The 23862-nt window shown below is 49.8% G+C and carries 18 protein-coding genes; 9 read left to right on the top strand and 9 right to left on the bottom strand.

From position 1 onward, the window contains the following. Positions 1-3 precede the first annotated feature (3 nt). From B157_RS35435 to B157_RS35425, 6 genes are all read right to left on the bottom strand, one after another. Positions 4-732, bottom strand: a complete 729-nt coding sequence (locus B157_RS35435; protein ID WP_020604055.1) for an FkbM family methyltransferase — start codon at positions 730-732, stop codon at positions 4-6. A gap of 199 nt (positions 733-931) precedes the next feature. Beyond that, entirely contained in the window at positions 932-1792 is an 861-nt protein-coding gene (locus B157_RS0114670; RefSeq protein ID WP_020604054.1) for an alpha-1,2-fucosyltransferase, read from the bottom strand. Positions 1793-1820: 28 nt separating this feature from the next. Next, positions 1821-2567 (bottom strand): class I SAM-dependent methyltransferase, encoded by a 747-nt coding sequence (locus tag B157_RS0114665; RefSeq protein WP_020604053.1) that lies wholly within the window; start codon positions 2565-2567, stop codon positions 1821-1823. Positions 2568-2680: 113 nt separating this feature from the next. Beyond that, the gene (locus B157_RS35430) at positions 2681-3334 is read right to left on the bottom strand and encodes a DUF268 domain-containing protein (protein WP_052647001.1); all 654 of its coding nucleotides are present in this window, start codon (positions 3332-3334) and stop codon (positions 2681-2683) included. Positions 3335-3339: 5 nt separating this feature from the next. Beyond that, positions 3340-4182, bottom strand: coding sequence for a glycosyltransferase family 2 protein (locus B157_RS0114655; RefSeq protein WP_157618449.1), 843 nt, complete (start codon positions 4180-4182; stop codon positions 3340-3342). 42 nt (positions 4183-4224) lie between these two features. Beyond that, the gene (locus B157_RS35425) at positions 4225-4665 is read right to left on the bottom strand and encodes a hypothetical protein (protein WP_157618448.1); all 441 of its coding nucleotides are present in this window, start codon (positions 4663-4665) and stop codon (positions 4225-4227) included. 222 nt (positions 4666-4887) lie between these two features. On the opposite strand from B157_RS35425, the gene gcvP reads away from it, so the two are divergent. From gcvP to B157_RS0114635, 3 genes are all read left to right on the top strand, one after another. Further along, on the top strand, positions 4888-7791 hold the full coding sequence (gene gcvP / locus B157_RS0114645) for an aminomethyl-transferring glycine dehydrogenase (protein WP_020604050.1): 2904 nt from the start codon (positions 4888-4890) through the stop codon (positions 7789-7791). A gap of 193 nt (positions 7792-7984) precedes the next feature. Then, positions 7985-9988 carry a CHU_0125 family OmpA-like outer membrane integrity protein gene (locus B157_RS0114640; protein ID WP_020604049.1) on the top strand — a complete coding sequence of 668 codons (2004 nt, stop codon included), beginning with the start codon at positions 7985-7987 and terminating at the stop codon, positions 9986-9988. 63 nt (positions 9989-10051) lie between these two features. Further along, positions 10052-10864: a TspO/MBR family protein gene (locus B157_RS0114635; RefSeq protein ID WP_020604048.1), complete on the top strand. Its 813-nt coding sequence runs from the start codon at positions 10052-10054 to the stop codon at positions 10862-10864. A gap of 244 nt (positions 10865-11108) precedes the next feature. Here B157_RS0114635 and B157_RS0114630 read toward each other — a convergent pair whose 3' ends face one another. After that, positions 11109-12077: an SMP-30/gluconolactonase/LRE family protein gene (locus tag B157_RS0114630; RefSeq protein WP_020604047.1), complete on the bottom strand. Its 969-nt coding sequence runs from the start codon at positions 12075-12077 to the stop codon at positions 11109-11111. Positions 12078-12594: 517 nt separating this feature from the next. Beyond that, positions 12595-13032: a peptidylprolyl isomerase gene (locus tag B157_RS0114620; protein WP_026308706.1), complete on the bottom strand. Its 438-nt coding sequence runs from the start codon at positions 13030-13032 to the stop codon at positions 12595-12597. Positions 13033-13290: 258 nt separating this feature from the next. Between B157_RS0114620 and B157_RS0114615 the strand changes: the two genes are divergently transcribed. The 5 genes from B157_RS0114615 to B157_RS0114595 all read left to right on the top strand — a co-directional run bounded on the left by B157_RS0114615 (position 13291) and on the right by B157_RS0114595 (position 19987). After that, positions 13291-13599 (top strand): DUF952 domain-containing protein, encoded by a 309-nt coding sequence (locus tag B157_RS0114615; protein WP_020604044.1) that lies wholly within the window; start codon positions 13291-13293, stop codon positions 13597-13599. Further along, positions 13586-15091: a TolC family protein gene (locus B157_RS0114610; protein ID WP_020604043.1), complete on the top strand. Its 1506-nt coding sequence runs from the start codon at positions 13586-13588 to the stop codon at positions 15089-15091. Before B157_RS0114615 ends, B157_RS0114610 begins: the two co-directional genes overlap by 14 nt. 128 nt (positions 15092-15219) lie before the next feature. After that, positions 15220-16332 (top strand): mannose-1-phosphate guanylyltransferase, encoded by a 1113-nt coding sequence (locus B157_RS0114605; protein ID WP_020604042.1) that lies wholly within the window; start codon positions 15220-15222, stop codon positions 16330-16332. A gap of 92 nt (positions 16333-16424) precedes the next feature. Next, positions 16425-16997, top strand: a complete 573-nt coding sequence (locus tag B157_RS0114600) for a hypothetical protein (RefSeq protein ID WP_020604041.1) — start codon at positions 16425-16427, stop codon at positions 16995-16997. Between the two features lie 437 nt (positions 16998-17434). Further along, the gene (locus tag B157_RS0114595; RefSeq protein ID WP_020604040.1) at positions 17435-19987 is read left to right on the top strand and encodes a glycosyltransferase family 2 protein; all 2553 of its coding nucleotides are present in this window, start codon (positions 17435-17437) and stop codon (positions 19985-19987) included. Position 19988: 1 nt separating this feature from the next. Here B157_RS0114595 and B157_RS0114590 read toward each other — a convergent pair whose 3' ends face one another. Beyond that, positions 19989-21365, bottom strand: a complete 1377-nt coding sequence (locus B157_RS0114590; protein ID WP_020604039.1) for a glycoside hydrolase family 2 TIM barrel-domain containing protein — start codon at positions 21363-21365, stop codon at positions 19989-19991. A 191-nt stretch (positions 21366-21556) separates the two neighbouring features. Here B157_RS0114590 and B157_RS0114585 point away from each other — a divergent pair, with 191 nt between their 5' ends. Next, positions 21557-23851, top strand: a complete 2295-nt coding sequence (locus B157_RS0114585; RefSeq protein ID WP_020604038.1) for a heavy metal translocating P-type ATPase — start codon at positions 21557-21559, stop codon at positions 23849-23851. Positions 23852-23862 lie beyond the last annotated feature (11 nt).

Below are 23862 nucleotides of genomic sequence, written 5' to 3'. Positions count from 1 at the left end.
GTTCTACTGACTACTTTTTGCATATACATCCCCAAATTTTGATTTCTTAAAATTTGGGCTGTTTACAAGTTGTTTAAAATCAGATGCTGGTATATAATCGGGAAGGGCCAGTCGCATACTTTCGCCGGGAGAATAGTTGAAGCGCATACTTTCTGAAAGAGAATCAAGTCGCTCAATAACTTCTAATAAATTTTCTTTAGCTTCAGGTACAGTATATTCAAGTGAAATCATAGGTAATGGCTGCGTTAATCCTCGCAGAACTTGTACTTCAAATCCTTCTACATCAACTTTGCAGAAAGAAGGTACACCATAGGTAGCAATTAACTTATCAAGTGTTATAATTGGAACCGTAATTGTTTCATTCCATTCATATTGAGCAAAACGTTCCTGTTGTACTTTATTAATCCACTCTTCGGAAAAACTCGATAGTGTATTTGCATTACTAAGGTGCATAGGTAAATAACCTTCTTCTGCTCCTACACCTTTGGCTACAATGGTAATCTGATTTCCAAAACGACGTTCCAGCCGCTGCACACAGGCAGGTTGAGGTTCAACGGCTACAACACGGGTATTGAGAGCTAGAAAAATACTAGTTCTATCGCCAATGTTCGCGCCTATGTCGAAGCACAAATCACCTGGTTTAACAAGTGTACCGTAAAATTTTTTCCTACGGCCAGCCATAAGCAAATCATAGAAAATGTGCCAATAAGGCGCTACTAGTTGACGAATCATCGGACAGATGTTTATTTAAATTAATGTATCAATCTGGGGGTAAATCCCTCGCCTTTAGGCGAAGACCGCTCAGGCGGCCCTGTTCAGTTTTACTCTTTGGAGCAGCAGAAAAATCACTACTCGTTTTGTTTTTGTTTCTTTAGTCGGCTTCAGCCGAAATCAAACCCATCGGTCTTTTAGCCGATGGTAGTTTAGTTAGCTAAATTCTTATCCATGAATTAGGGATAAGGTCATTTGTCTTGACCGGTAAAAGAGGTTTGCCAAACCACTCTTTTGGCGCTACTACTATTTTACTGGCGTGAGGACTGAGCCAGGCACCCCACCAGCTGAATGAACTGTTGGCGACGATAGCGTGGCGGCATAAGCTCATCAGATACATATCCTGCCAGCTATCATTTTTTTGATTACCACCCACATACGTTGCTGGTTCCAATATAGGGCCTAGTTCCTGGCTTACCCATTCCAGGTCATCGGAAAAAATAAAAAAGAGAGGGTTTTCCAGATGCTCACGCATGAAGGTAACGGCGCGTTCATAGTACGTTCGGTCGCAGAGACCGTGATGTGCGTTGGCTCCTTTGTTAGTTACATAATCGCCCCGGCGGATATGAACAAATACGGAGTTAGGTATGCCGTTTAGGTTATTGGCCAGTCGGCTTGTGAAGGAATTGAAGGGTTGACGGAAAATGAATTTCTCCCGTACATGGACTGTCACTTCCTCAAAATAGTGTTCAGACTGCCAATAGCCTACACAGACTATCCGAGCGGAGGCTGCCGGGATGACCGCTTCCGGATCATCTGTTTCACGAAGTAGTGATGTATTCAGGTCAAAAGGCAGTAAGGCACGTAGTAGATTAAAAGGCGATGCTTTTGGTTTATCGATACCAAATATACACAACTCAAAAGGGCGGTAGGTATAGTTCCGCAGGTTGGCCAGCAATTTATTACTCAGCAAAAAGGTGCTGACGGTAAGTGTATCCTGCCGTTGGTGTGCCAGTTGCATACCAAAGGCATACTGAAACATCTGATTACCGAGACCCCCCATCAACTCAACTACAACCATAGTAACACTGTATTTTGATTGTAAGGGACTATTTTTTAATACATCGGAAATGGTAACCGAAACAAAGAATATCGCTCGATGCGTTGGCATGCCTGTTCAACCGATTCAGTACACGTAGCGCCAGTATCAGCCACCCCATCTCAATGGGGCTAACCCTGAATTTTGAGTATGTATGAGCCACCATAGGCACCCGCACAATTTCCTGAGCCAGGTATTCGTAAAAATTTCCATTGGCCGTAACTTCCAGAATGTTGTAATGTTCACCAAGTACCTGCTGGTAGAAATACCCATTGAAACCAGTGGTAAAATGGTAAGGTGAGAAGTGAGTAATACTGCAAAACGGGGTAGTAATAATAAGGATTCCTACCTTTCTGGGTACACGGGTTAATTCCTGCACGGCCCGATTCGGATCAGGCACATGCTCAAGGACCTCAATGCACATAACTACATCAAATGACTCGTCTGTTATCGGAATAGCTGTAATGTTTAATACAAGGTCGATTCTGGATGTGTCGAACTCACTGGTCTGTAAATCCGATTCGTCGCCTTTCCCGTCGTACTGGTTAAAATCCTGGCTTACGTAATCCAGATGGGTACACCAGGGTTTATATTGTAACTCGCCTGCACGTGCATCCAGTATCTTAAGACCGGCGGGAAGCGCAGCCAGCGGATTTTTCAACCAGGATTTGCGAGTGGCCACATTTTTCAGGGCTACATTAGGTAGTAAGCAATTAATCCAGCGTTTAGCTTTCTCTTGTCCGGCAGCTATTTCCATAGGTTAGTTATGCTTAATCAATTCAAAGATGCCACATCCATAAGTACAGCCAAAATTAGATTGTACGGCATATGACTGCCAATCGGCGTCAATCACAAGTTGCTCATTATAATCTATACACGAAAGATATACAATCGTGTACTGCTTCTCAGATAGTTGAATGAGGTAAGACAGATCGAAAACCCAATGTGCATTGTACACAATACCCTGGGGCCAATTGGCAAAGAGAAATAGAACCATCTACCAGGCTTCAGAATCTGAAGGATATTGGCTAGTGCCTTCAGGTGCCCATCCACATCGATCGGGTCGCCATAACGGCCCAGGCCGAAGTGCTCAATGGCGTGCAGGGCCGATATGGAGTCGGAATAGTGATGGAGGTCAGGAGGTAGGGCCATCAGGTCCGCTTGCCGGAAACTTACGTTGGGGATGGGCCGGTTTAACGGACGAATATCGAGGATTTCAATGGGTCTGAACGTAGCCACGTGGGCCACAAATCCATCAATTCGAGAGCCGATGTCGAGATGACGAACGGGGGTGTTTTTGAAGATTTGCTGCGCTACAAATAAATCCTGTTGAAAATAATGTTTTATCAGATGACCGCTCTCGTCATACCGGTCAAACAAGGCCGGGTAGTAACTGCGTACCGGGAAATCGGTGCGACTGTGCAGTTGCTTTCTGAGTTGCAGGTAACCGTCAATATAAGGGGGAATAGCTCTTATGCCGTTCCATACTACTTGCGATCCTAATCGGACCAATCGGCTAATCATGCTGCTTAAGCGTTTAAAAGTTGACGGGCCTGATTCATGAATTTAACCAACATTTTTTCTGGTAATGTATTGATGAACAGTGTAATAAGTCTGATTCTAATTCGATGATTCCATGGAGGATGATACCCGAAATCGTGTACAAAAGCCTTCTTTACCCCCAGGTTAATCATCCATTTCTTCCGTAGGTTTGTAAACACTGTATTGCTGTCATGGACCCGGTAAAGGGTGAGTGGTTCAGGTAAATTAGCGAACAACAAACCGTTGTGAAGATGTACAAACAAGCTGTAATAGTCGTCGGTAAACGACTTGTGGCGTAAGGTATAGAAATCACCGGCAACAACACCGTTCCGGTACATAATGGCCGGATTGGCCACGGGGAACCTGAGGTAAAACTCCGAATAAATGGCTTCGCTGGTGAGTGGATAACGACGTACTCCTACCTTGTTACCCTGGCTATCGATCAATTCGAGGTAGCTCCCAACCAGAAAGATAGTTGGGTTCGCTTCCAGAAAAGTAACCTGTTTCTCGATCCGGTTCGGCACCGCTACATCATCGGCATCGAGTTTAGCGATGTACTGTCCCTTCGCGTGTCGGCTAGCCAGGTTAGAAGCGGCTTCGCCCGCATGGCCGAGTGGTTCCGGGTGGAAAAGAATGGTAATTCGGCGATCTTTCTGGGCGTACGTTTCTAAAATAGTAGCCGTATTGTCGGTCGAGCCGTTATTGATGATGATTAACTCCAGTTGTTTGTAGCTCTGGTCCAGTATACTCTCAATGGCCTGTCCCAGAAAACGTTCGCCATTGTAAACGGGCATAATAACCGATACGAGTGGGCCGTCTGGAGTCGTCATAGAAAAGCGTTGGGCAATTATCGGACCAAAAGAGTTGCAGGACTACCGGTTCTGGTTATACATCCAGCGTGTATAATGCCCCGGTTTCAAGTTTTTTTTATCGAGAACGCAGGAAAAGTCGGGCTTCGTGTATGGCCTGCCTAACGTACGATCTGTCACATCTTTCCAGGCTATTTCATGGGTGCCCCACAGGCCCAGCCCCCCAAATATGAAATCCGTAACGAATGAAAGGGAGCTGTTGAAATCGTCCTCATAAGGAAAGTTATAGGCGCTTTTGTAAATGGTGAGGCAATAAATGCCGACAGGAATCGCTAACAGGAGTCCCCACAACGTAGTAAATAGAGCGGTAGAGGTTGAATCAGCCGACGATGAAAGCCAGGGAGCTGCTACGGGCTTTATTCGCAAACTTGTTTGTTCAGCGTGTTGCTCAAGTAATAAAATACGTCGGAGAAGAGAAGGGGTCTCGGCTGTAAATATCGCCATTGGGCAGAGCAGTCAGAGTTTGATGTGGTAATTATAATTCATTTTACTTGCTCAGTCAAGGGATAGGATGTATAATAAACTGTTCACAAAGTCGAACCACGCGTTTAAAAAAAGCGTTTGCCAGAAGTCAATAAGGCTAGTCCAACAACTATTTCGTACCTATTTTACGGGAGGCCTGCCTACATTTTTCTCTGTACACTCATCTAAAGAAATTATCGTTCAATGAAGTTGAATCTTCGTTACCAGGAATCCTTTGAAGACCGTCATCATGGTCAGACCGACGTGGCACTGACAGATATGCTCCAGACAGTGGGCGTTACCTCCATCGACCAACTCATTGAGCAAACTGTACCAGATACTATCCGGCTTGAGAAACCACTCGATTTACCTGCTTCCAAGTCGGAAATTCAGTTTCTGACCGACTTTAAAAAGATGGTAGGGCAGAATAAGGTATTCAAATCGTATATCGGCGTTGGATATTATGATACCATTACGCCCAACGTTATTCTGCGGAATATTCTGGAAAATCCGGCTTGGTATACCGCCTATACGCCTTATCAGGCCGAAATTGCCCAGGGACGGCTGGAAGCGTTACTCAATTTCCAGACGGTCGTATCGGACCTGACGGGTATGGACCTGGCCAACGCATCGCTGCTGGACGAAGGAACGGCGGCCGCCGAAGCCATGCACATGCTGTTTGCCATGCGCCCGGCCAGTCGGAAAAATGCCAGTACTTTCTTTGTGTCGGAGCGGTGCCATCCGCAAACCATCGATGTGCTGTTGACCCGTGCCACACCCATTGGTGTTACGGTCCTGGTTGGCGACCACCGTACGGTTGACCTGACGGGCGACGCTATTTTTGGGATGTTGCTGCAATACCCCGCTTCGGATGGAGAGGTGTTTGATTACACCGACCTCATTGCTGCGGCTCACGAACTGAACATCACCGTTGCCGTTGCTGCCGATTTGCTGGCGTTGACCCTGTTAACCTCCCCCGGCGAAATGGGGGCCGATATTGTTGTTGGGTCGTCGCAGCGTTTCGGCGTTCCAATGGGCTACGGTGGTCCACATGCGGCCTTTTTTGCTACCCGCGATGCCTTCAAGCGTCAAATTCCCGGTCGTATTATCGGCGTTTCGCAGGATGCCGAAGGGAGACCCGCTCTCCGAATGGCCCTGCAAACGCGTGAGCAACACATTCGACGGGAGAAAGCCACGTCTAATATTTGTACGGCTCAGGTGTTGCTGGCCGTTATGGCCGGTAGTTACGCGGTATACCACGGTCCGCAACGGCTCCGGGCTATTGCTGCACAGGTACACGGACTAACAAAAGCCTTCGCTACGGCATTGCGCCGGAGTGGTTATGAGGTGAGTACCCAAAATTATTTCGACACCATCACGGTAAAAGTGAACGATGCCGAGTCGCTGAAAAAGTCGGCAAAAGCCGCGCAGATAAATTTGTGTTATCTGCCCGATGGTGAGCACGTAAGTGTTTCATTCGATGAGGCAAAAACGGTTCATGACCTAACGGAACTGCTCACCGTATTTGGCGTGAAGTCGGATCTGGACACGATTCTGGATGGTCTGGAACTTACCTGGCCGGAGCAACTGGTCCGTACGTCGGATTATCTGACACACCCTATTTTTAATACGCACCATACGGAGCACGAAATGCTGCGGTATCTGAAATCACTGGAAGAGAAAGACCTGTCGCTGGTTCATTCGATGATTTCGCTGGGTAGCTGTACCATGAAACTGAACGCCACGGCCGAAATGATTCCGGTTACGTGGTCGGAACTTGGTAAACTACACCCCTTTGCCCCGAAAGAACAGACGGTTGGTTATCAGCAGTTATTTACGGAATTGAATGACTGGCTGTGCGAAATCACTGGTTTTGCGGCCATGTCACTACAACCTAATTCGGGTGCTCAGGGCGAGTATGCCGGGCTGATGGTTATCCGGGCCTATCACGAAAGCAGGGGTGACTATCATCGTACCATCTCCCTGATTCCACAGTCGGCACACGGCACAAACCCCGCCAGTGCGGTAATGGCCGGTATGAAAGTGGTTATCGTGAAATGCGATGAGCGCGGCAATATTGACATCAACGACCTGAAAGCCAAAGCGGAACAGTATAGCAATGACCTGTCGTGCCTGATGGTTACGTACCCATCGACACACGGCGTATTTGAAGAGAGCATCAAGGAAATCTGCGCCCTCATTCACCGCCACGGTGGTCAGGTATACATGGATGGTGCCAACATGAACGCCCAGGTTGGTCTGACCTCCCCGGCTACTATTGGTGCGGATGTCTGCCACCTGAATCTCCACAAAACGTTCTGTATCCCGCACGGTGGCGGTGGACCGGGGATGGGACCTATTGGTGTGGCCAAACAGTTAGTACCGTTTCTTCCCGGTCACGCACTCGTGCATACGGGAGGATCTCAGGCTATCCATGCGGTTTCGGCAGCACCTTACGGCTCGGCCAGTATCCTGGCTATTTCGTATGCCTACATTGCTATGATGGGTGGGGAAGGGCTGACGAACGCCACCAAGCGGGCTATTCTGAACGCGAACTACATCAAGGCTCGTTTGAATGGTCATTACGACTCCCTATATACCGGTACAAATGGCCGTTGTGCCCACGAGATGATTATCGACTGTCGCTCGTTCAAAATGGCTGCGGGGGTTGAGGTAGAAGATATTGCCAAACGCCTGATGGACTACGGTTTCCACGCGCCAACGGTATCGTTCCCGGTAGCGGGTACACTCATGATTGAGCCGACAGAATCGGAATCGAAAGCCGAACTCGACCGCTTCTGCGAAGCCATGATTGCCATTCGTGACGAAATCCGGGAAATAGAAACTGGTGCCGCCGACCGAGTAAGTAACGTGCTAAAACACGCACCTCATACCGCCACGGTGGCTCTTAGCGATAACTGGACCCGTCCCTACAGTCGTGAAAAAGCGGTGTATCCATTGCCACAGGTACGCGCACGGAAGTTCTGGCCAAGCGTTAGCCGCATCGACTCGGCCTACGGAGACCGGAATCTTGTCTGCTCCTGTATCCCGACGGAATCCTACGAAACGGATGTTGCGGAGGAAATGAGTATCGAACAGCAGGCCTAAGATTAAGCCTAACGCGTGGGTACCCGATGCCTGATTGATCCGCTTATTTTCCAGCCTGGTCAATTACGCATTGGGTACCCACTTTGCGTTAGGAAATGTCTCAATAAAAAGCCGATTGTATTCGTTAAAAGTTAGACCCGCCCGAATTTCTGTTATCTTGGGCGGGTTGACCAATTTCTGTTTACTAACCTCTATGAAAACCAATACGTTGTCTGTATTGCTGGTAGCGTTGGGTCTGGCTTTCACGCTAACGGGCTGCAACTCGGCCATGCAGGCGTATAAAAAAGGTGTTCGTCATTTCGATGCTGGCGAATACAATCTGGCGCTGAATCAATTCCAGAAGGCATCAACGGGAACGATTGACCCCGCACGTCTGAATTATTATACGGCGGAATCGTACCGATTATCGAATCGTTTTGGTGAAGCTGTTCCTTATTACCAGAAGGCAATCGAATCGAATACCACTGAACCGGATGCGCGGTTCAACTACGCCTACGCGCTGAAATCGCAGGGGAACTACGCGGCTGCGCTGGAGCAGTTACAGCAGTTCGTGGCTAACGCCCCCAAAACCACCGCAAAAGCTACCCTGAACAAGGCGAAGCAGGAGGTAGAAACACTGAAAGCCATCGACCTCATTGCGAAGAACAAATCGCTCATCAATCTCAAAAACATGGGTAATCTGAACTCGCCGGGGGCTGAATTTGCGCCCGTGGTGCGGGGGGAGGAGTTGATTTTTACAGCGTCGCGGAAAGAGCAGACCTACAAAAATAACGGTCAGCCGATGCTGGGTTTATACAAAACGAAATTACCGCAAAATCCGGATGAAACAGGGAGCGCTGTTGCGGCAGGAGCCCCCGAACTGTTTAGCACAAACGTCTTTCAGGGCAATGTAAATGAAGGGACACCGGCTTTTACAAAAGATGGAAAAACAATGATTTTTGCCAGAGGTAACAATGGTAAACGCAAAGGTGGCTTAGATGTTGATCTGTTTATCAGTCGGTTAGGGGAAAACAGCACATGGAGCGAACCGCTTCGGTTACCCATTAGTGACTCGTTAGCCTGGGATGGTTCCCCCGCTTTTTCGGGCGATGGTAAAACGTTGTATTTTGCCTCAAACCGGGCCGGTGGTGCCGGTGGTATCGATTTATATCGTACCAGCATCGACGCATCGGGGCGGTTTAGCCGCCCGGTCAATATGGGCCGGGACATTAATACACCCGGCGATGAGATGTTTCCGTATGTTGGGCCTGATGCCAAACTATATTTTGCCTCTGATGGGCATCCGGGTTTGGGCAAGCTGGACGTTTTTGTGGCTACCCGTTCGGGTGGCGTTACGCGGGTTGAAAATATGGGACAACCCATTAACTCGCCCGCCGACGATTTCGGTTTGGTTTATACGGACCCAACGAGCGGCTACATGGCATCGAACCGGTCGGGGGGTAAGGGTGACGATGACATTTATTTCTTCCAGGAAGGCCCTGAACGCGACACGACAGTTATCGTTCAGACGCCCCCGGCCAGTGCTCCCAAAACGGTTCACTACTTTATTGCCGGTACGGTTTCGGCCAATGAAACACCTACAACGCCACTCGATTCGGCAAAAGTGCGGATTCTGGACGATGCCACCGGGCAACCTATTGCTGAAGCGACGACGGGCCAACCCGGCACGTTTGGTAAATACCCGTTGCAGGAAGGCAAAGACTACACGATTCTGGCCGAACGAAAAGGGTATCTGACTCACCGGGAGCCGTTTACGATGCAGGGTAAAAGTATTCCGCCCGTGTTTCTGACCAAGCCCGTAACGGATACAACGTTCAATGTAGCTATTGTGCTCGACAAAGCAACGCTCAATAAAACGTTTGTGCTGGATAACATCTATTACGATCTGGATAAGTATAACATCCGTCCCGATGCGGCTGACGAGCTTGATAAACTGGTCACGATTCTGAAGGACAATCCAACGCTGAAAATTGAGTTAGGCTCTCATACCGATGCACGTGCCAGCGATGCCTATAACCAGAAGCTGTCACAGAACCGGGCCAAATCGGCGGTTGAATACATCGTTTCGAAAGGTATTGATGCCGACCGGCTCACCTATAAAGGATATGGAGAAACACAGTTGATTGTGAAAAACGCCAAAACGGAGGAAGAGCACCAACGCAACCGCCGAACGGAGTTCAAGATACTGGAGCTATAACAGACCGGCCAAACAAAGCCATGACCCCATTGGTTGGTATAGGTATCAATCAATGGGTTTTTTATGCAAAACGATAAAATCAGGCAGTTTGCCGTTGTGTTCAGTATCATCACGATGATCGTGATGAATTACCTGTCCAATGCGGGTGCATTCGGTGGTCGGACAAACGGCGAAATCTCCGATAAATACCATACACTCATTACACCGGCAGGGTATGCATTTGCCATTTGGGGGCTTATTTTCCTGAGTTTACTCGCCTTTGCTATTTATCAGGGGCTAGGATCTCAGCGAACGAATCTCCGTTTCCGGGCCATTGGCTGGTGGGTAGTATTGAATGCTTTTTGCAACGCTATCTGGAGTCCGTTATTCAACAATGAAAAGATCGGGATTGCGTTGCTGGTTATTCTGGTCATGCTGATGTCGCTGGTTGTGATTGAGCAGCGACTGCTCGAAAGGCGGCATCAGCCCCTCCTGGCGACCGACCCCAATGCGACTATGCCCGAAGCAAAAGCATCGGTAGCCGAAACATGGCTGGCTCGCATTCCCTTCTCCATTTATTTTGGCTGGGTCACCGTAGCCACCATTCTGAACGTGGCGGTTTACCTGAAGTCGACGGATTTTAGTCTGATGGGGCTGGATGAACAAACCTGGGCAGTAGCCATTCTCATCGTTGGGCTGGTAGTAGGAGCAATCGTTTTTAACCGATACCGTTCGGTAGCCTACATACTGGTTTTTGCCTGGGCTTACGCGGCCATTGCCGCAGAGCAGCAGGGAGTAGAACAAGTCCCCGCTTTGGCAGGGGGTGGTGCTGCGGTAGCGATAGGGTTAGCGGTTATTGGGCTGGTCAGAGCACGAAAAGCCGCCGTTTATTCATGATTAAAAATTACTGCCTTATTTTATCGCCTGATAGAATCGGCGCAGGATACAATCCGGGGAACACCTCTCTACAGGCTGGTGCGGCAGATAACTAAGCAGCACTACCGTTGCCCTGTGAGGCAAAGACCCCCAAAGCCAGTGCCGTTAAGAACCCCATGGCAAATGTGCTGCCTGGCCGGGATTTGGTAAACGGATAAGAGGTCAAGTGGTGCTACCACTTGACCTCTTATCCGTTTACCTGTTCTTACCGAAAACGCTGGATACTGAAGTCCCGGTCGTTGGCGTTCTGGCCGATACGGGCATTAAGCGTATAGACCTGCGCGTTTACGGCAACGCTGGTTGTTGCACCCAGATAACCGGTGGCGTCGTACTTAACAACCGACGCTGTTTGCCAGTTGTCAGTTGTGCGTACCTGAGCCACGCGATTACCGCCTGTCACCACGTACAGATCGTTGTTTAACAACGTGAGGCCGTCGCCGGGCAACGAGTTGGCAACAGGGCTGGTATTGGCCACTATGATCTCGGAAACAGCATTGCCATTGGCCAGATCAACTTTATAGAGCTTCCCCTGGCCCGTGTTAGCAACAATCAGGTAATTATTGGGGTGGTAAACAATGCCGTTCAGGCCAAAGGTCATACTGGAGAACCGAACGTTATCCCGGAGCAGAACGCTCGCGGCCCCATTCGGCATAACCTTGTAAATTACCGGCGAAAACGAGTCCGTCACGTATGCCGTACCGTCGGGAGCCAGGGTTACATCGTTGGCGAAGTTTGGCTCAGCCGCTGGCAGTAGCGCGGCTAGATCAGTCCGACGCTCCAGTTGTCGGGTGTTCAGGTTGAAAACCAGTAGTTCGGCCGTTTGTCGGGTAGTTTCCGGGGTGCTTCTTACTGAACGCCCCTGATCGCTATTACAGACAAACACGCGCTCGCCCGCTACTTTCAGGCCAATGCCTGCAATAAACGCAGGGTCCGTGAGCAGATCCTGGTACCGACCATCGGTGTCAACCGTGCCGATTTTTCCGAACGGAATCGACGTGATCAAAAATTTGGCCAGTTGGGAGGAGTACCCAATACCTTCGGGGTACTGACGCTCGGCCACAAATTCGATGCGCTCCGGAAATGATGCGTTCGGGCTGTTACGGTGGTCTTCGCAGGCGGTCAGCCCTATAGCTGACAAGAGGACAAGTGAGTAGAAAGTGTATTTTGCCTTCATGGTGAATAAGATTGGTTTAATCCTCGTCTTTCGGACGGGACGGAACGTGCCGGGCCCGGAATCCATGTCAATACTTTGTTCACCGAGTTTGTTTTACAACCTTGTATAAGCCTAACTTTTCAGGTACGGTAATGCAGGCTATGCCCTCCCTGGAAGCCAGTTTATTGCAACTTCCAGAGGTTTTAGCGGCTAGGCATTTGGCAAGAAATCAATGATGCAATGCGCGGGAGGGTAGGCTTGAAAAGTACGAAAAGGTAGCCCTCTGCTTGTCGTATTGATTTGCAAACTGTGAGGATACCCTTAGTGGGTGGGTAACGAGGCCATGATGGGGCTAAGTCGATAAACAGTCGACAACGGCATGGCATCGTTGATGCACTTGGGTTTCAACGTCAAAAAAACGTACACTGGTCTTCGTGAAATCGCCCGATTTTTTACATCTCAGCTTCCGCAGAAACCCTGGGTTTATGGGCTGGGTTTCTGCGGAAGCTGAAAAGAAACAACGAAAGGTAACAGGACTCTATTCTTCCAGTACAGTGATACTATTGATTTTGTCACCCTGCTGAATTTCATCGATTATGTCAAGCCCATCGACAACTTTACCAAAAACGGTATGATTACGGTCGAGGTGGGCGGTGTTTTGCCGGTTATGGCAGATGAAAAACTGCGAACCGCCCGTGTTGCGTCCCCGGTGAGCCATGGACAGGACACCCCGGTCGTGGTATTGGTTTTCGCCCGTTAATTCACAGTCGATGGTATAACCCGGTCCACCCGAACCGGTTCCGGTTGGGTCGCCCCCCTGAATCATGAAGTTTGGGATGACGCGGTGAAACTTAACGCCGTCGTAGAATCCTTTTTTGGCTAGTGAAATAAAGTTATCGACCGCTTTAGGAGCATCTTTTTCGAAAAATTCGATGGTCATTGTGCCCTTATCGGTGTTCATTTGTGCCTTTGGCATGATACAATCATTTTTGGTAGAAGGCAAAATTACGATGATTTTTGGTCATTGTCAGGTAAGACGGAGCAAACTGCACTTGTCTTCGGACAGATAGTGAAATCAATTTATTCTTTGAATAAGTCAATTGCATGGGCTCTGAATTTAGGGTAAATAGGGCTAAATTGCCTGATAATTAGAAGCAGGGGGAAATGTATATTAACTAACCTCTTGCTTTTGTGCAATTAGAATAAGTGTCAGGGTACCTTTACCAGTACATAGATGAACCTAATTTATCATGTTGTTGAGGCCAACGAATGGGCAAGACAGGAAAACCAGCCCGTTTATAGGGCCGGTAGTTTGGAAACTGAAGGCTTTATTCACTTATCGACGAAGGAGCAGGTGCCCGGCGTGATGGACCGATATTACCGGAACGTACCAAACCTGCTGGTGCTGCATGTCGATGCGGACAAACTGATTCATGAACTCCGGTACGAGCAGGCCACTAATAATGAGTTATTTCCACACGTATATGGACCCATCAACAAAGATGCAGTGGTAGTAATAGAAAGTAATGATGACGCCAAGTAAATCGTTTTTTGCAGTAAGTATCCTGTTCGTAAGTGTATTGGTTTTTCCGGTATGTGCTCAGGTTGCTCCGGTCAGCCCAACGGGTGGTGCCGTTACCATACAGACAGGCACGGGGCCAGTCAGTACACCTGGCACCATCCAGTCGCAGGCATCCACAACGGCTGGTGGGACCACCCTGCTCCCGGTTCCAACAGCGGGTTTGACCGATAATGAGCTGGCCATTACCACGAGCGGTTTCCAGCGATTTGGTGATTCCATGCTGGAGTCACTCATTCAACTTGGGCTGGATAATAGCCCGAACCTGCGGGGGGCTTTGAGTCGGCTGGAAGAGGCCCGCATTCGGGTGAAGGTGGCTCAGTCGTTTCTATCGCCCTCACTTCGGAGTTCGGTGCTGCTCACCACCCAGAGTCTGTCGCAACACCGTCCGCTGGCCATCTCAACGGCTGTGCCGGATGAGTTACCCCGCTTTCAGCTCAACACGCTTCAACTACTGCCCATCGATGCGAGTTACGAACTGGATTTATTCAAACGGATTCGCTCCGGCATTGCCGTGGCCGATTTACAGGCGCAGGCCAGCGTAGCCGACTATCAATCGTTTCGACTCTCTCTGGCTTCCGACATTGCCCGGACGTACTTGCTGATTCGGGGTAATGATGCGGAACAGGCCGTTTTTAAGCGAAACATCCAGTCGCGTGATACGACCCTGGGTATTCTACGGGAGCGTTTCCGGGTTGGACTGATTAACCAGATTGACGTGCAACGCGCCGAAACAGACTACGCCGGTTTGCAGGTAACGCTCAAAGGGCTGGAACGTGCCCGCAAGGAACTGGTTAATGGACTGGCTCAACTTTGCGCGCAGGACCAGAACCAGTTTTCGGTGCCGGCTGGATTGCTGCCAGTGGCCATCCCATCTTATCCGTATGCAACTGTTACACCCGAACAGTTACAGCGTCGGCCTGATGTAATTCAATACATCCGGCAAAATCAGATAGCGACTGCTCAGGTGACTTTACAGCAAAATACTACGTTACCGCGAATTACGCTGGTTGGCTCTGGGGGGGTGCTGTCGGGGCGGCTTGGGCCGTGGTTCACGCCCAGCAGTGCCACCTTCATTTTGGGGGTCAATGCGTCGGTACCGCTCTATGAAGGTCACCGCGCCCGCCAGACAATAGCCTTGTCGAAACAGCAGGCGCAAACGAATCAGTATGTGTACCAACAGGCCCTTCAACTGGCGCAACGGGATGCCGAAACGGCGTTGGACAACCTCGCTCTACTCCGTCAGCAAATTGATTTGCAGAATCAGACAGCAGCACTGGCCCGCCGAACGGAGCAGTACAACCGCGAATTGTATATGCGTGGACTGGCTACGTATCTGGAAGTACTTGATGCCCAGCGGACAATTCTAACGGCCGAGCAGCAACTGGTTCAACTAAAGAGCCAGGAAGCACAATATGCCGTTGCGTTGCTCCGGGCCGTTGGTGGAGACTGGTAAATGTAAATAAATTCAGGCCCGCATTTTGCGGTGATACCCGTTGGTTGCCAGACGCTAAATATCCTGAACTTTTATGGGGTAAAACAGTAAGATAATGGCAACTTCGTAACAAAATTAGCAAAGCACAGATGAATCATACGTATGTAATTATTATGGCCGGGGGTGTTGGAACGCGGTTCTGGCCCTTTAGCCGGACAAGTTATCCCAAGCAATTTCACGATGTTCTGGGCACCGGCCGGACATTGCTTCAACAAACCGCCGACCGGTTTGACGGTATCTGCCCGCCCGAAAATATTTATATCGTTACCAGTTCGCTGTACAAAGACCTTTGCCAACAACAGCTTCCTCAACTAACGGACGACCAGGTTCTGTGCGAACCCATTGCCCGAAATACAGCACCCTGTATCGCTTATGCGTGTTATAAAATTGCGCAGAAAGACCCGGATGCTATAGTTGTTGTCGCCCCCGCCGACCATATTATCCTCAAAGAAGAAGCGTTTAAGCAAACAATCAGGACAGCTATCGACGCTACAAAATCCGAAGAAATTCTGGTTACATTGGGTATTCAGCCTAGCCGCCCCGACACGGGCTATGGGTACATCCAGTTCATTCCCACCGTAGATACTGCCGCAGTGGATACTGCCACAGTGGATGGTGGTTCAACTAATGTGATTAACAAGGTAAAGACATTCACCGAAAAGCCGCACCTTGAGCTGGCGCAGCAATTTCTGGAAAGTGGTGAATTTGTCTGGAATGCGGGAATCTTCGTCTGGAATGTACAGGCCATCATCCATGCATTTACGCAGTACCTGCCCGAAGTAGCCGAGATTTTTGAGGAAGGTAATGAGGCCTATTACACCGACCGGGAAAAAGCCTTTGTCGATAAAGCCTACTCACTTACGCAAAGTATTTCCATCGACAACGGTGTGATGGAAAAAGCGAAGAACGTGTATGTCGTGCTGAGTGATTTTGGCTGGTCGGACCTGGGTACGTGGAAATCACTGTATGAAGTTTCGGAAAAAAACGCGGATTTCAACGTAATCGACGGCCATATCATGCTGTACGATACCAAAAACTGCATCATTAAAACTCCTAAAGACCGGCTGGTGGTTGTGAATGGGCTGGACGGCTATATTGTAGCCGAATACGACAATGTGCTGATGATTTGCCGGAAAGAAGAAGAGCAGAAAGTGAAAAACTTTGTTTCTGATGCCAAAGAACGGGGCATTGAGTTTGTTTAAGTAGCCTCATGCAGCTATTTTCTTCAGATAAACCCGGCAAGGCAATGGTAGAAACAGGCTGTTCGTTAGTGTTACGAGCTACCCACTGACTTGTGAAAAAAATCGTTTACCTAACTGTCGCTTTACTTCTGGCTCGTATACTGATTCGATGTCAGGACAATACGGCTGAATTTTCGCCTGGTGCGAGCGACCCCCGCATTATCGGTACGTGGCGACTGGTAGAGCGACTCTATCAATCCGACAGTGCTTACTATCGGATTGATTCGGTTTTTGTGAAAGGTGGGTATAAAATCGACTCGGCCATTGTGAATGGCGTTTACATAAAGGATTCGGTTTTCGTGAAAGACCGTTACGTAAAAGACTCCATCCGAATAACAAAAACGATTGATGTAACCCGGAAATATTCCGTAGCCTACCCACAAACCATCACTTTTGCGCCGGACGGTAAGCTGAGTGCCAACGGGAGTGAAATGACCTACTACGCGCCCATTAAGTACTTCCGGGTCGATTCAACGAGTCGGGACAGTTTAGGTGTAAACCTGTACATTACTACCAACCGGGCTACTGTTCCCTTTCGGCAGGGGGTGGCTTTTCGGGCCGATACACTGCTGCTGTTACCCCGATGCGAACGGGCCTGCTACTCCAGGTTTTTACGTGTCCGATAATAGGAATAATTCAGATTTGAAGGGGTAAAAGAATGAGGGGCCAGGTACCAGCAGTTGGTATCATGTCTCCTTATTCGTGCGTTCATTTCTGTCTGAACAGCTACTTACAGTAGCGTAGCCACTCTCTACCGTATGGCCAGTTAAACTAACGACATGTTAACCATCTTTTTTACGGTTCATGAAACATGAAGAGAGTGTATAGGATTTTCGGAGTAGCCTGCTTTATCGATAGCTGTTGCTACCCTTTCTGCAAACTTTATTAGCCGGTTAAAAAAACGGCATGACATATCTCCACCTCACTGATGGTGTTAAGCCCCCATCAGCAGACTACTTGTGGGCAAGTCCATCCTGAATGGCAGGTATTCAACTGGACGAAAAGGTTGACCTTTCTACAGGAATAAAGTCTAAATCAGACTGATACTTAACTTATCCAGCCAATGAAATGGCCTGCCTTTACGACCAAGTCTCAAAACGAAAATTACTCTTTTTCATCCCGGCCGGGTGATAACTGGCCAATACGGGTACTCATTGGTATTGGTCTGCTGTTCATGGCTGCCTTCCTGTGGGTATACTTTCAGCCCCAGAACCGGGGCGTATCCTGGCTGTTCATCCTGCTGACAATATCCGTGCTGTTCAAGTTACTGCGCTTGCTGCATGAATGGTACCATTACTGGCGTGTAAAACCAGCCGCTACACCAAAAACCACCCGCACCTGGACAGTTGATGTGCTGACTACCTACTGCGACGGCGAGCCGAAAGAGATGGTTGTCAATACGCTGCGGGCTATTCAGCGAATTACTTACCCACATACGACATACCTCTGCGATGAAGTCAATGACCCTTATTTACAAGAGATATGCGCTGAACTGGGGGTGATTCATGTAACGAGACCGGATAAAATTGATGCTAAAGCGGGTAATATCAACAATGCCCTCCGGCAGGCAACCGGCGAAATCTGCCTCGTCATTGACCCCGACCATGTTCCTATCCCCAGCTTTTTAGACCAGGTTCTTCCTTATTTCGAAAACCCGGCTGTGGGGTTCGTGCAGTGTGTACAGGGCTACTACAATCACAAAGAGAGCCTCGTGGCGTTTGGGGCTTCTGAACAGACATACAGCTTTTACGGACCCATGATGACCTGTATGGGGAACTACGGTACAGCGCAGGCCATTGGCGCCAACTGTACGTTCCGCCGACGTGCGCTGGATTCAATTGGTGGCCACGCCAACGGACTGTCGGAGGATATGCACACGGCTATGCGGCTCCATGCCGGGGGATGGCAATCCGTTTATGTGCCCCTGCCGCTATCCTATGGTTTGGTACCCGCTACCCTGTCAGCTTATTACAAACAGCAGCTCAAATGGGCCAGAGGGACATTCGAGCTGCTGTTTACAACGTACCCGAAGGTATTTGGGGGGTTAACGGGATTGCAACGGCTTCACTACGCCACCCTGCCCCTGTATTATCTGCTGGGTGTGGTACAACTGATTGATTTACTCATCCCGATTCTATCGCTGATGACGATGAAGCTGCCGCTTCAACTGGACTTGCTGTTATTCGGTACGGTTTATATTCCGCTTATGCTGACTGGCTTTCTGGTTCGGCAATACGCCCAGCGGTGGCTGATTGAACGGCACGAAGCAGGGTTTCACCTGGCAGGGGGGATTCTGGCCAGCGGGACCTGGTGGGTATATGTGCTGGGTTTTGTGTACACGCTGTTCCGGGTGAAGGTGCCCTATATTCCTACGCCAAAAGATGACCGGCCCCGCAATCATATTCTGTTGATATTACCCAATTTATTGATGAGTGTCCTGACGCTGTTAACCATTGCGTACAGCATTTATTGGTACGGGCGGTTCGCTCTGAATAATATTTATTTCCAGCTAATGATTGGTTTTGGCTTACTGAATGCCCTCATCCTGATGCTGAACGTGCTGGTTGGGCAGGAGAAAATGTTAGTAGGCATAAGGAATTGGGTAAGCCGCCTATCTGCCCGTCGGGCGCAAGTCTGGAACGTCCGTGTTCGGGTGTGGACTATACGGTATAGCCTATACAAATGGCTCCGCCGGGCTGTTGTCCCGCTTTTTGGGGGTGTTTTGATCCTGACTATTGGGATGGGGGTGTTTACCTATCGAAAGACAACGGGTACCATACCCCAAAATTTACGCTACGCCAACACGCAGCCTTTTTACGTAGGAATGGCTTTGTATCAACACTTGCCAGCGGCTGGTACCCCTGTCTCTTCCCGGCCCATCATTCCTTACCATCTAAACTGGTCGGTTGAGGCCCGGTCTATTATTCCACTCCCACCCAAACTGGACGTACTCAATCAGCTACCCCTGTTATACATCGAGCCAGCGAACATGGAATCCGGTTCGGAAATGGCTGTTCGTGCGTTCCTGCTTAGTATTATCCGGGGTGAGCGCGATGCGGCTCTCCATCGCTTCGTGCTCGAAACGCGGGCGTACAACCGGTTCGTGTTTGCGAGTTTTATGCCGGAGTTTGACAATGTAGCCCGGCCCTGGGGCGTGGAGCATACGGATAACCTAATCCTGTGCCGACAGGCGTGGCAGCATGTAGTACAATATTGCCACGACCAGAAAGCGACTAATATTACCTGGGTGTGGTGCCCTTTTCTACCCTCAACGCTGGTGACGCATTATCCGGGAAACAGTTTCGTTGACTGGCTGGGCTTCAATGTAACGAATGACCCGAGCCAGGCTCCTGACAGGAAAAGTCACTCTTTTGCCGCCCTCTTTCAGCTTTCTCATACAGCCATACGCACGCATCCTGCGTACAGTATTCGTCAGAAACCGATACTTATTACGAATCTGGCATCGGTAGCCGGACCAACGAATACCGTCCAATGGACGAGTGAAGCCATTGAGTTGGTGCAGGAGCGTTATCCAACCGTCCGGGGCGTTATTTTCAGGGATGAAAACGAGTGGCGTACCTACCGGGAGATGCTCGTGTCCGCCAGAACAGATTGATTTACTGACCAGACTTTCGGGTAGTAATCTGAAAGGAGAAGTTGGCGGTTGCTACGTGCTCGTGGGTATCGAACACGTTCACGAACAGCCGATAAGCGCCTGGTTTTTGAGGAAGGCGAAACTGAATGATCGCCAAATCTGAACGGGTCATTAACCCCTGGATGGCTGGTCTGGGAACGCCAACATAGTCGGAACCCGGTTGCGCCCGTCGCTTCATAACCCACTCGTATGTTAGTGAATCCCGTTCGGGGTCAGTTACTTGTATTTCTGCCCGATGCAGGGTGTCCGAAAGAGGGAACGAACGGTGTACAACTGCTTTTCCATTAATCAGTAGTTGTTGCATAACCGGGGCCATATTGGTTGGTTTTGTGCCTCGCCAGAGTTCCTGCATCAGCCCAACCAGGGGTGTTTGCCGTCGCTGCTCATCGAAAATACTGAACCAGGTATGGGTTTCCTCCTGCTTGCTGCCCCAGTAAAATAAGTAAGCTCCCAGGCAGTTAGGTGGCCGGGGGGCAATGTATTGCTGGTAAAACTGACGGACGAAACCTACTTTCTGCTGACTGTTTGGTTCATCGGGAGCACCCCAGGGAGCGGTGGGTACTTCCCAGTAGGCCGGGGCACCGTATTCAGAAATAAGGTAAGGTTTTTTCCAGCCCCCTTCCCGGAAAAACTCGTCCAGCCGGGCGGTCAGGCCGTAGGAGTTCACCGCTAAAATATCAATCTCCGTGCATCGCTCACTCACTAACCAGATGGCCCGTTTGCTATCGGGCGATATAGCCGTGCTGGTCGGATGGCCGGGGTCGAGTTCGTGGACCAGTCGGGCCAACCGATTCACCTCGTCGAAAACCTTAAAATTATCTGCTTCCTGCGCCCATTCATTGCCAACGCACCACATCAGTAGGGCGGGATGATTTCGGTAGCGGAGTATGGTTTTACGAATGCGTTTGTACTGCCGCTCAACGGCTGCCTGGTCGTCATAATCGAAGCCTTCCATCTCGCGTTCTACCCACAGCCCAAACATGACCGTAAGCCCCAGTTTATGGGCTTCGTCCAGAATTCGTCCCGCGTCAATATCATCCCAGACCCGAATGGAGTTGCCACCACAGGCTGCCAACTCCTCCAGATGGCTGATTCCGCCCGCACCTTTTATGAAGTAAGGCTTTCCGTAGTGTAGTAACTGAAAGCCGCTGTCAGTAGAAACAACCGTTGTTGGGGCTTGCCTGATCGTCGTTTTTGATTGTTGTTCGGTATCCTGGCAACCAGTTAACAGGATGAGAAGAGCATAGATACCCGGCCAGGGCAGCAGTTTCCGGAAGCGTACATGGTCAGGCATCATATAGTAATGACTCGTGCTGGCTGATAGGTCACCACTGCGCATAGCTATTTTGGGCTGGTTTTAGATTTTTGCGATTGTTACCTGAGGCTTTATGGTGTTCGCAGAACTGGTACAAAATGTAATACATAACCCGAATTATATAAGCCAACATCAGCGCAAAGGTTGTCTTTTTTTGTTCTGTACCTGAAGGTGGAAAGGAACGCCTGGAAGACAGATATTGTGCTCATAAAGATATGATACCGACGGATAAAATGACCCAGGCCAGTAAGCCTGTTACGAATAAAAAGGCAAATTCAGCATTGGCGCATGAACAGTTTCCCGTGCTGGAAATGAGCTGCGCTGCCTGTGCGGTGAGTGTGGAGTCGATGCTGAACAATACGCCGGGCGTTGCGCAGGCCACTGTAAACTACGCCAACCAGTCGGCCACGGTGGATTATGACCCGAAGGTGGTTTCGCCAACGGGCTTGCAGCAGGTCATACAGTCAATCGGTTATGATTTGGTGGTCAACGTGGAAGACCCCCGGCAGGTACAGCAGGAAGCACAGGAGAAGCACTACGAATCACTGAAGAAGCGAACCATCTGGGCCGCCATCCTTACGTTGCCCGTAGTAATCATCGGGATGTTTCTGATGGAACCGGCCGGAACAGCGGGTTATAAGAACTACCTGATGATGGGGCTGACCGCTCCCGTCGTTTTTTGGCTGGGTCGCTCCTATTTTAGTAATGCCTGGAAACAGGCTCGCTATGGTAAAGCCAATATGGACACGCTCGTTGCCCTGTCGACCGGAATTGCGTTTCTGTTTAGTGCATTTAACACCGTTAACCCCGAATTCTGGTTACAGCGTGGTTTAACCCCCGATGTTTATTTTGAAGCTGCTGCGGTGGTCATTACGTTTATCTCGCTGGGCAAACTGCTGGAAGAACGAGCCAAATCTAATACTTCATCGGCCATAAGGAAATTGATTGGATTGCAGCCTAACACCGTTCGTGTTGTGGAAAACGGCAACGAACGCGACCTGCCCATTGCGCAGGTTCAGGTAGGGCAGGTACTTGTGGTGCGGCCCGGCGAAAAAATTCCGGTAGATGGGCTGGTTGAGTCGGGGTCATCTTTTGTGGACGAAAGTATGATTTCCGGGGAACCCGTGCCGGTAGAAAAGAAAAAGAGAGCCTCGGTCTTTGCCGGAACCATTAATCAGACAGGGGCTTTTCGCTTTACAGCGCAAAAAGTTGGGGGAGATACGGTGCTGGCGCAAATTATCCGGCTGGTGCAGGAAGCACAGGGAAGCAAAGCACCGGTACAGAAACTAGTCGATAAAATTGCCGGTATTTTTGTGCCGATTGTGCTGGGAATTGCCATACTTACTTTTGTCGCCTGGATGGTGTTTGCGGGGGAGAATGCGTTTACTCATGCATTACTTACGTCGGTTACGGTGCTGGTTATTGCCTGTCCCTGCGCGCTGGGGCTAGCCACGCCTACCGCTATTATGGTAGGTGTAGGCAAAGGGGCTGATAACAATATCCTGATCAAAGATGCCGAAAGTCTGGAACTTGGTTACCGGGTCAACGCCGTGGTGCTGGATAAAACGGGAACAATCACGCAGGGTAAACCTACCGTTACGGATGTAGCGTGGCAGGTAGCGGGACCGGAAGCAGCGACATTGCTGCCCGTTCTATACGCCCTGGAATCGCAGTCGGAGCACCCACTGGCATCAGCGGTGGTCGAGAAGGTACGACATGATTATCCGGATTTGACGGGCGTCGCTCTGGATACATTCGAAAGCCTGACAGGGCAGGGTGTTTCGGGTTCTTACGCGGGTAAAACCTATAGTATCGGGAATGCCCGCTCGCTGGCTAACCGCACGATTGTGGCCGATGCTGCCGTACAAAAATGGGCAACGCAGTGGCAACAGGAAGCAAAAACGGTGGTCTTCTTTGCCAACGATCAGCGTGTGCTGGCCATACTGGCCATTGCCGACCCGGTTAAGGAAACATCGTCCGAAGCCATTAATACGCTCAAACAGCGCGGCATTGCGGTCTATATGTTAACGGGCGACAACGAGCAGACCGCAGGGGCGGTGGCGCGGGCCGTCGGTATTCAGGATTACCGGGCGGAAGTACTGCCGACCGAAAAGGCCGATTTCATTAAACAGTTACAGGCAAAAGGCAGCGTCGTTGCCATGATTGGCGATGGGATCAATGACTCGCAGGCACTGGCCCAGGCCGATGTAAGCATTGCCATGGGGCATGGGTCGGATATTGCGATGGATGTAGCCAAAATGACGCTCATCACCTCGGACCTGACCAGCGTACCGAAGGCGTTGTACCTGTCGAAGAAGACGGTGCAGACCATCCGGCAAAACTTATTCTGGGCTTTCATCTACAACCTTATCGGTATTCCGCTGGCGGCTGGTTTATTATATCCAATCAACGGTTTTCTGCTCAACCCAATGATTGCCGGGGCAGCTATGGCCCTCAGTTCCGTATCGGTCGTAACGAACAGTCTTCGGTTGAAGACGGTTAGGTTATAAGCAGACTGCAG

Origin of the sequence: Spirosoma spitsbergense DSM 19989 (assembly GCF_000374085.1) — a bacterium.
Classification (GTDB): domain Bacteria; phylum Bacteroidota; class Bacteroidia; order Cytophagales; family Spirosomataceae; genus Spirosoma; species Spirosoma spitsbergense.
Note: the sequence above shows the minus strand (reverse complement) of the source record. Positions and strands in the feature narration are given on the sequence as shown.

Coding starts and splice junctions, on each gene's coding strand:
- B157_RS0114585 (WP_020604038.1), top strand. CDS start 21,557: ATGATACCGACGGATAAAATGACCCAGGCCAGTAAGCCTGTTACGAAT.
- B157_RS0114630 (WP_020604047.1), bottom strand. CDS start 12,077: ATGAAGGCAAAATACACTTTCTACTCACTTGTCCTCTTGTCAGCTATA.
- B157_RS0114665 (WP_020604053.1), bottom strand. CDS start 2,567: ATGGAAATAGCTGCCGGACAAGAGAAAGCTAAACGCTGGATTAATTGC.
- B157_RS0114640 (WP_020604049.1), top strand. CDS start 7,985: ATGAAAACCAATACGTTGTCTGTATTGCTGGTAGCGTTGGGTCTGGCT.
- gcvP (WP_020604050.1), top strand. CDS start 4,888: ATGAAGTTGAATCTTCGTTACCAGGAATCCTTTGAAGACCGTCATCAT.
- B157_RS0114595 (WP_020604040.1), top strand. CDS start 17,435: ATGAAATGGCCTGCCTTTACGACCAAGTCTCAAAACGAAAATTACTCT.
- B157_RS0114620 (WP_026308706.1), bottom strand. CDS start 13,032: ATGCCAAAGGCACAAATGAACACCGATAAGGGCACAATGACCATCGAA.
- B157_RS0114655 (WP_157618449.1), bottom strand. CDS start 4,182: ATGACGACTCCAGACGGCCCACTCGTATCGGTTATTATGCCCGTTTAC.
- B157_RS0114635 (WP_020604048.1), top strand. CDS start 10,052: ATGCAAAACGATAAAATCAGGCAGTTTGCCGTTGTGTTCAGTATCATC.
- B157_RS0114590 (WP_020604039.1), bottom strand. CDS start 21,365: ATGCGCAGTGGTGACCTATCAGCCAGCACGAGTCATTACTATATGATG.
- B157_RS0114610 (WP_020604043.1), top strand. CDS start 13,586: ATGACGCCAAGTAAATCGTTTTTTGCAGTAAGTATCCTGTTCGTAAGT.
- B157_RS35425 (WP_157618448.1), bottom strand. CDS start 4,665: ATGGCGATATTTACAGCCGAGACCCCTTCTCTTCTCCGACGTATTTTA.
- B157_RS0114615 (WP_020604044.1), top strand. CDS start 13,291: ATGAACCTAATTTATCATGTTGTTGAGGCCAACGAATGGGCAAGACAG.
- B157_RS0114605 (WP_020604042.1), top strand. CDS start 15,220: ATGAATCATACGTATGTAATTATTATGGCCGGGGGTGTTGGAACGCGG.
- B157_RS35430 (WP_052647001.1), bottom strand. CDS start 3,334: ATGATTAGCCGATTGGTCCGATTAGGATCGCAAGTAGTATGGAACGGC.
- B157_RS0114670 (WP_020604054.1), bottom strand. CDS start 1,792: ATGGTTGTAGTTGAGTTGATGGGGGGTCTCGGTAATCAGATGTTTCAG.
- B157_RS35435 (WP_020604055.1), bottom strand. CDS start 732: ATGATTCGTCAACTAGTAGCGCCTTATTGGCACATTTTCTATGATTTG.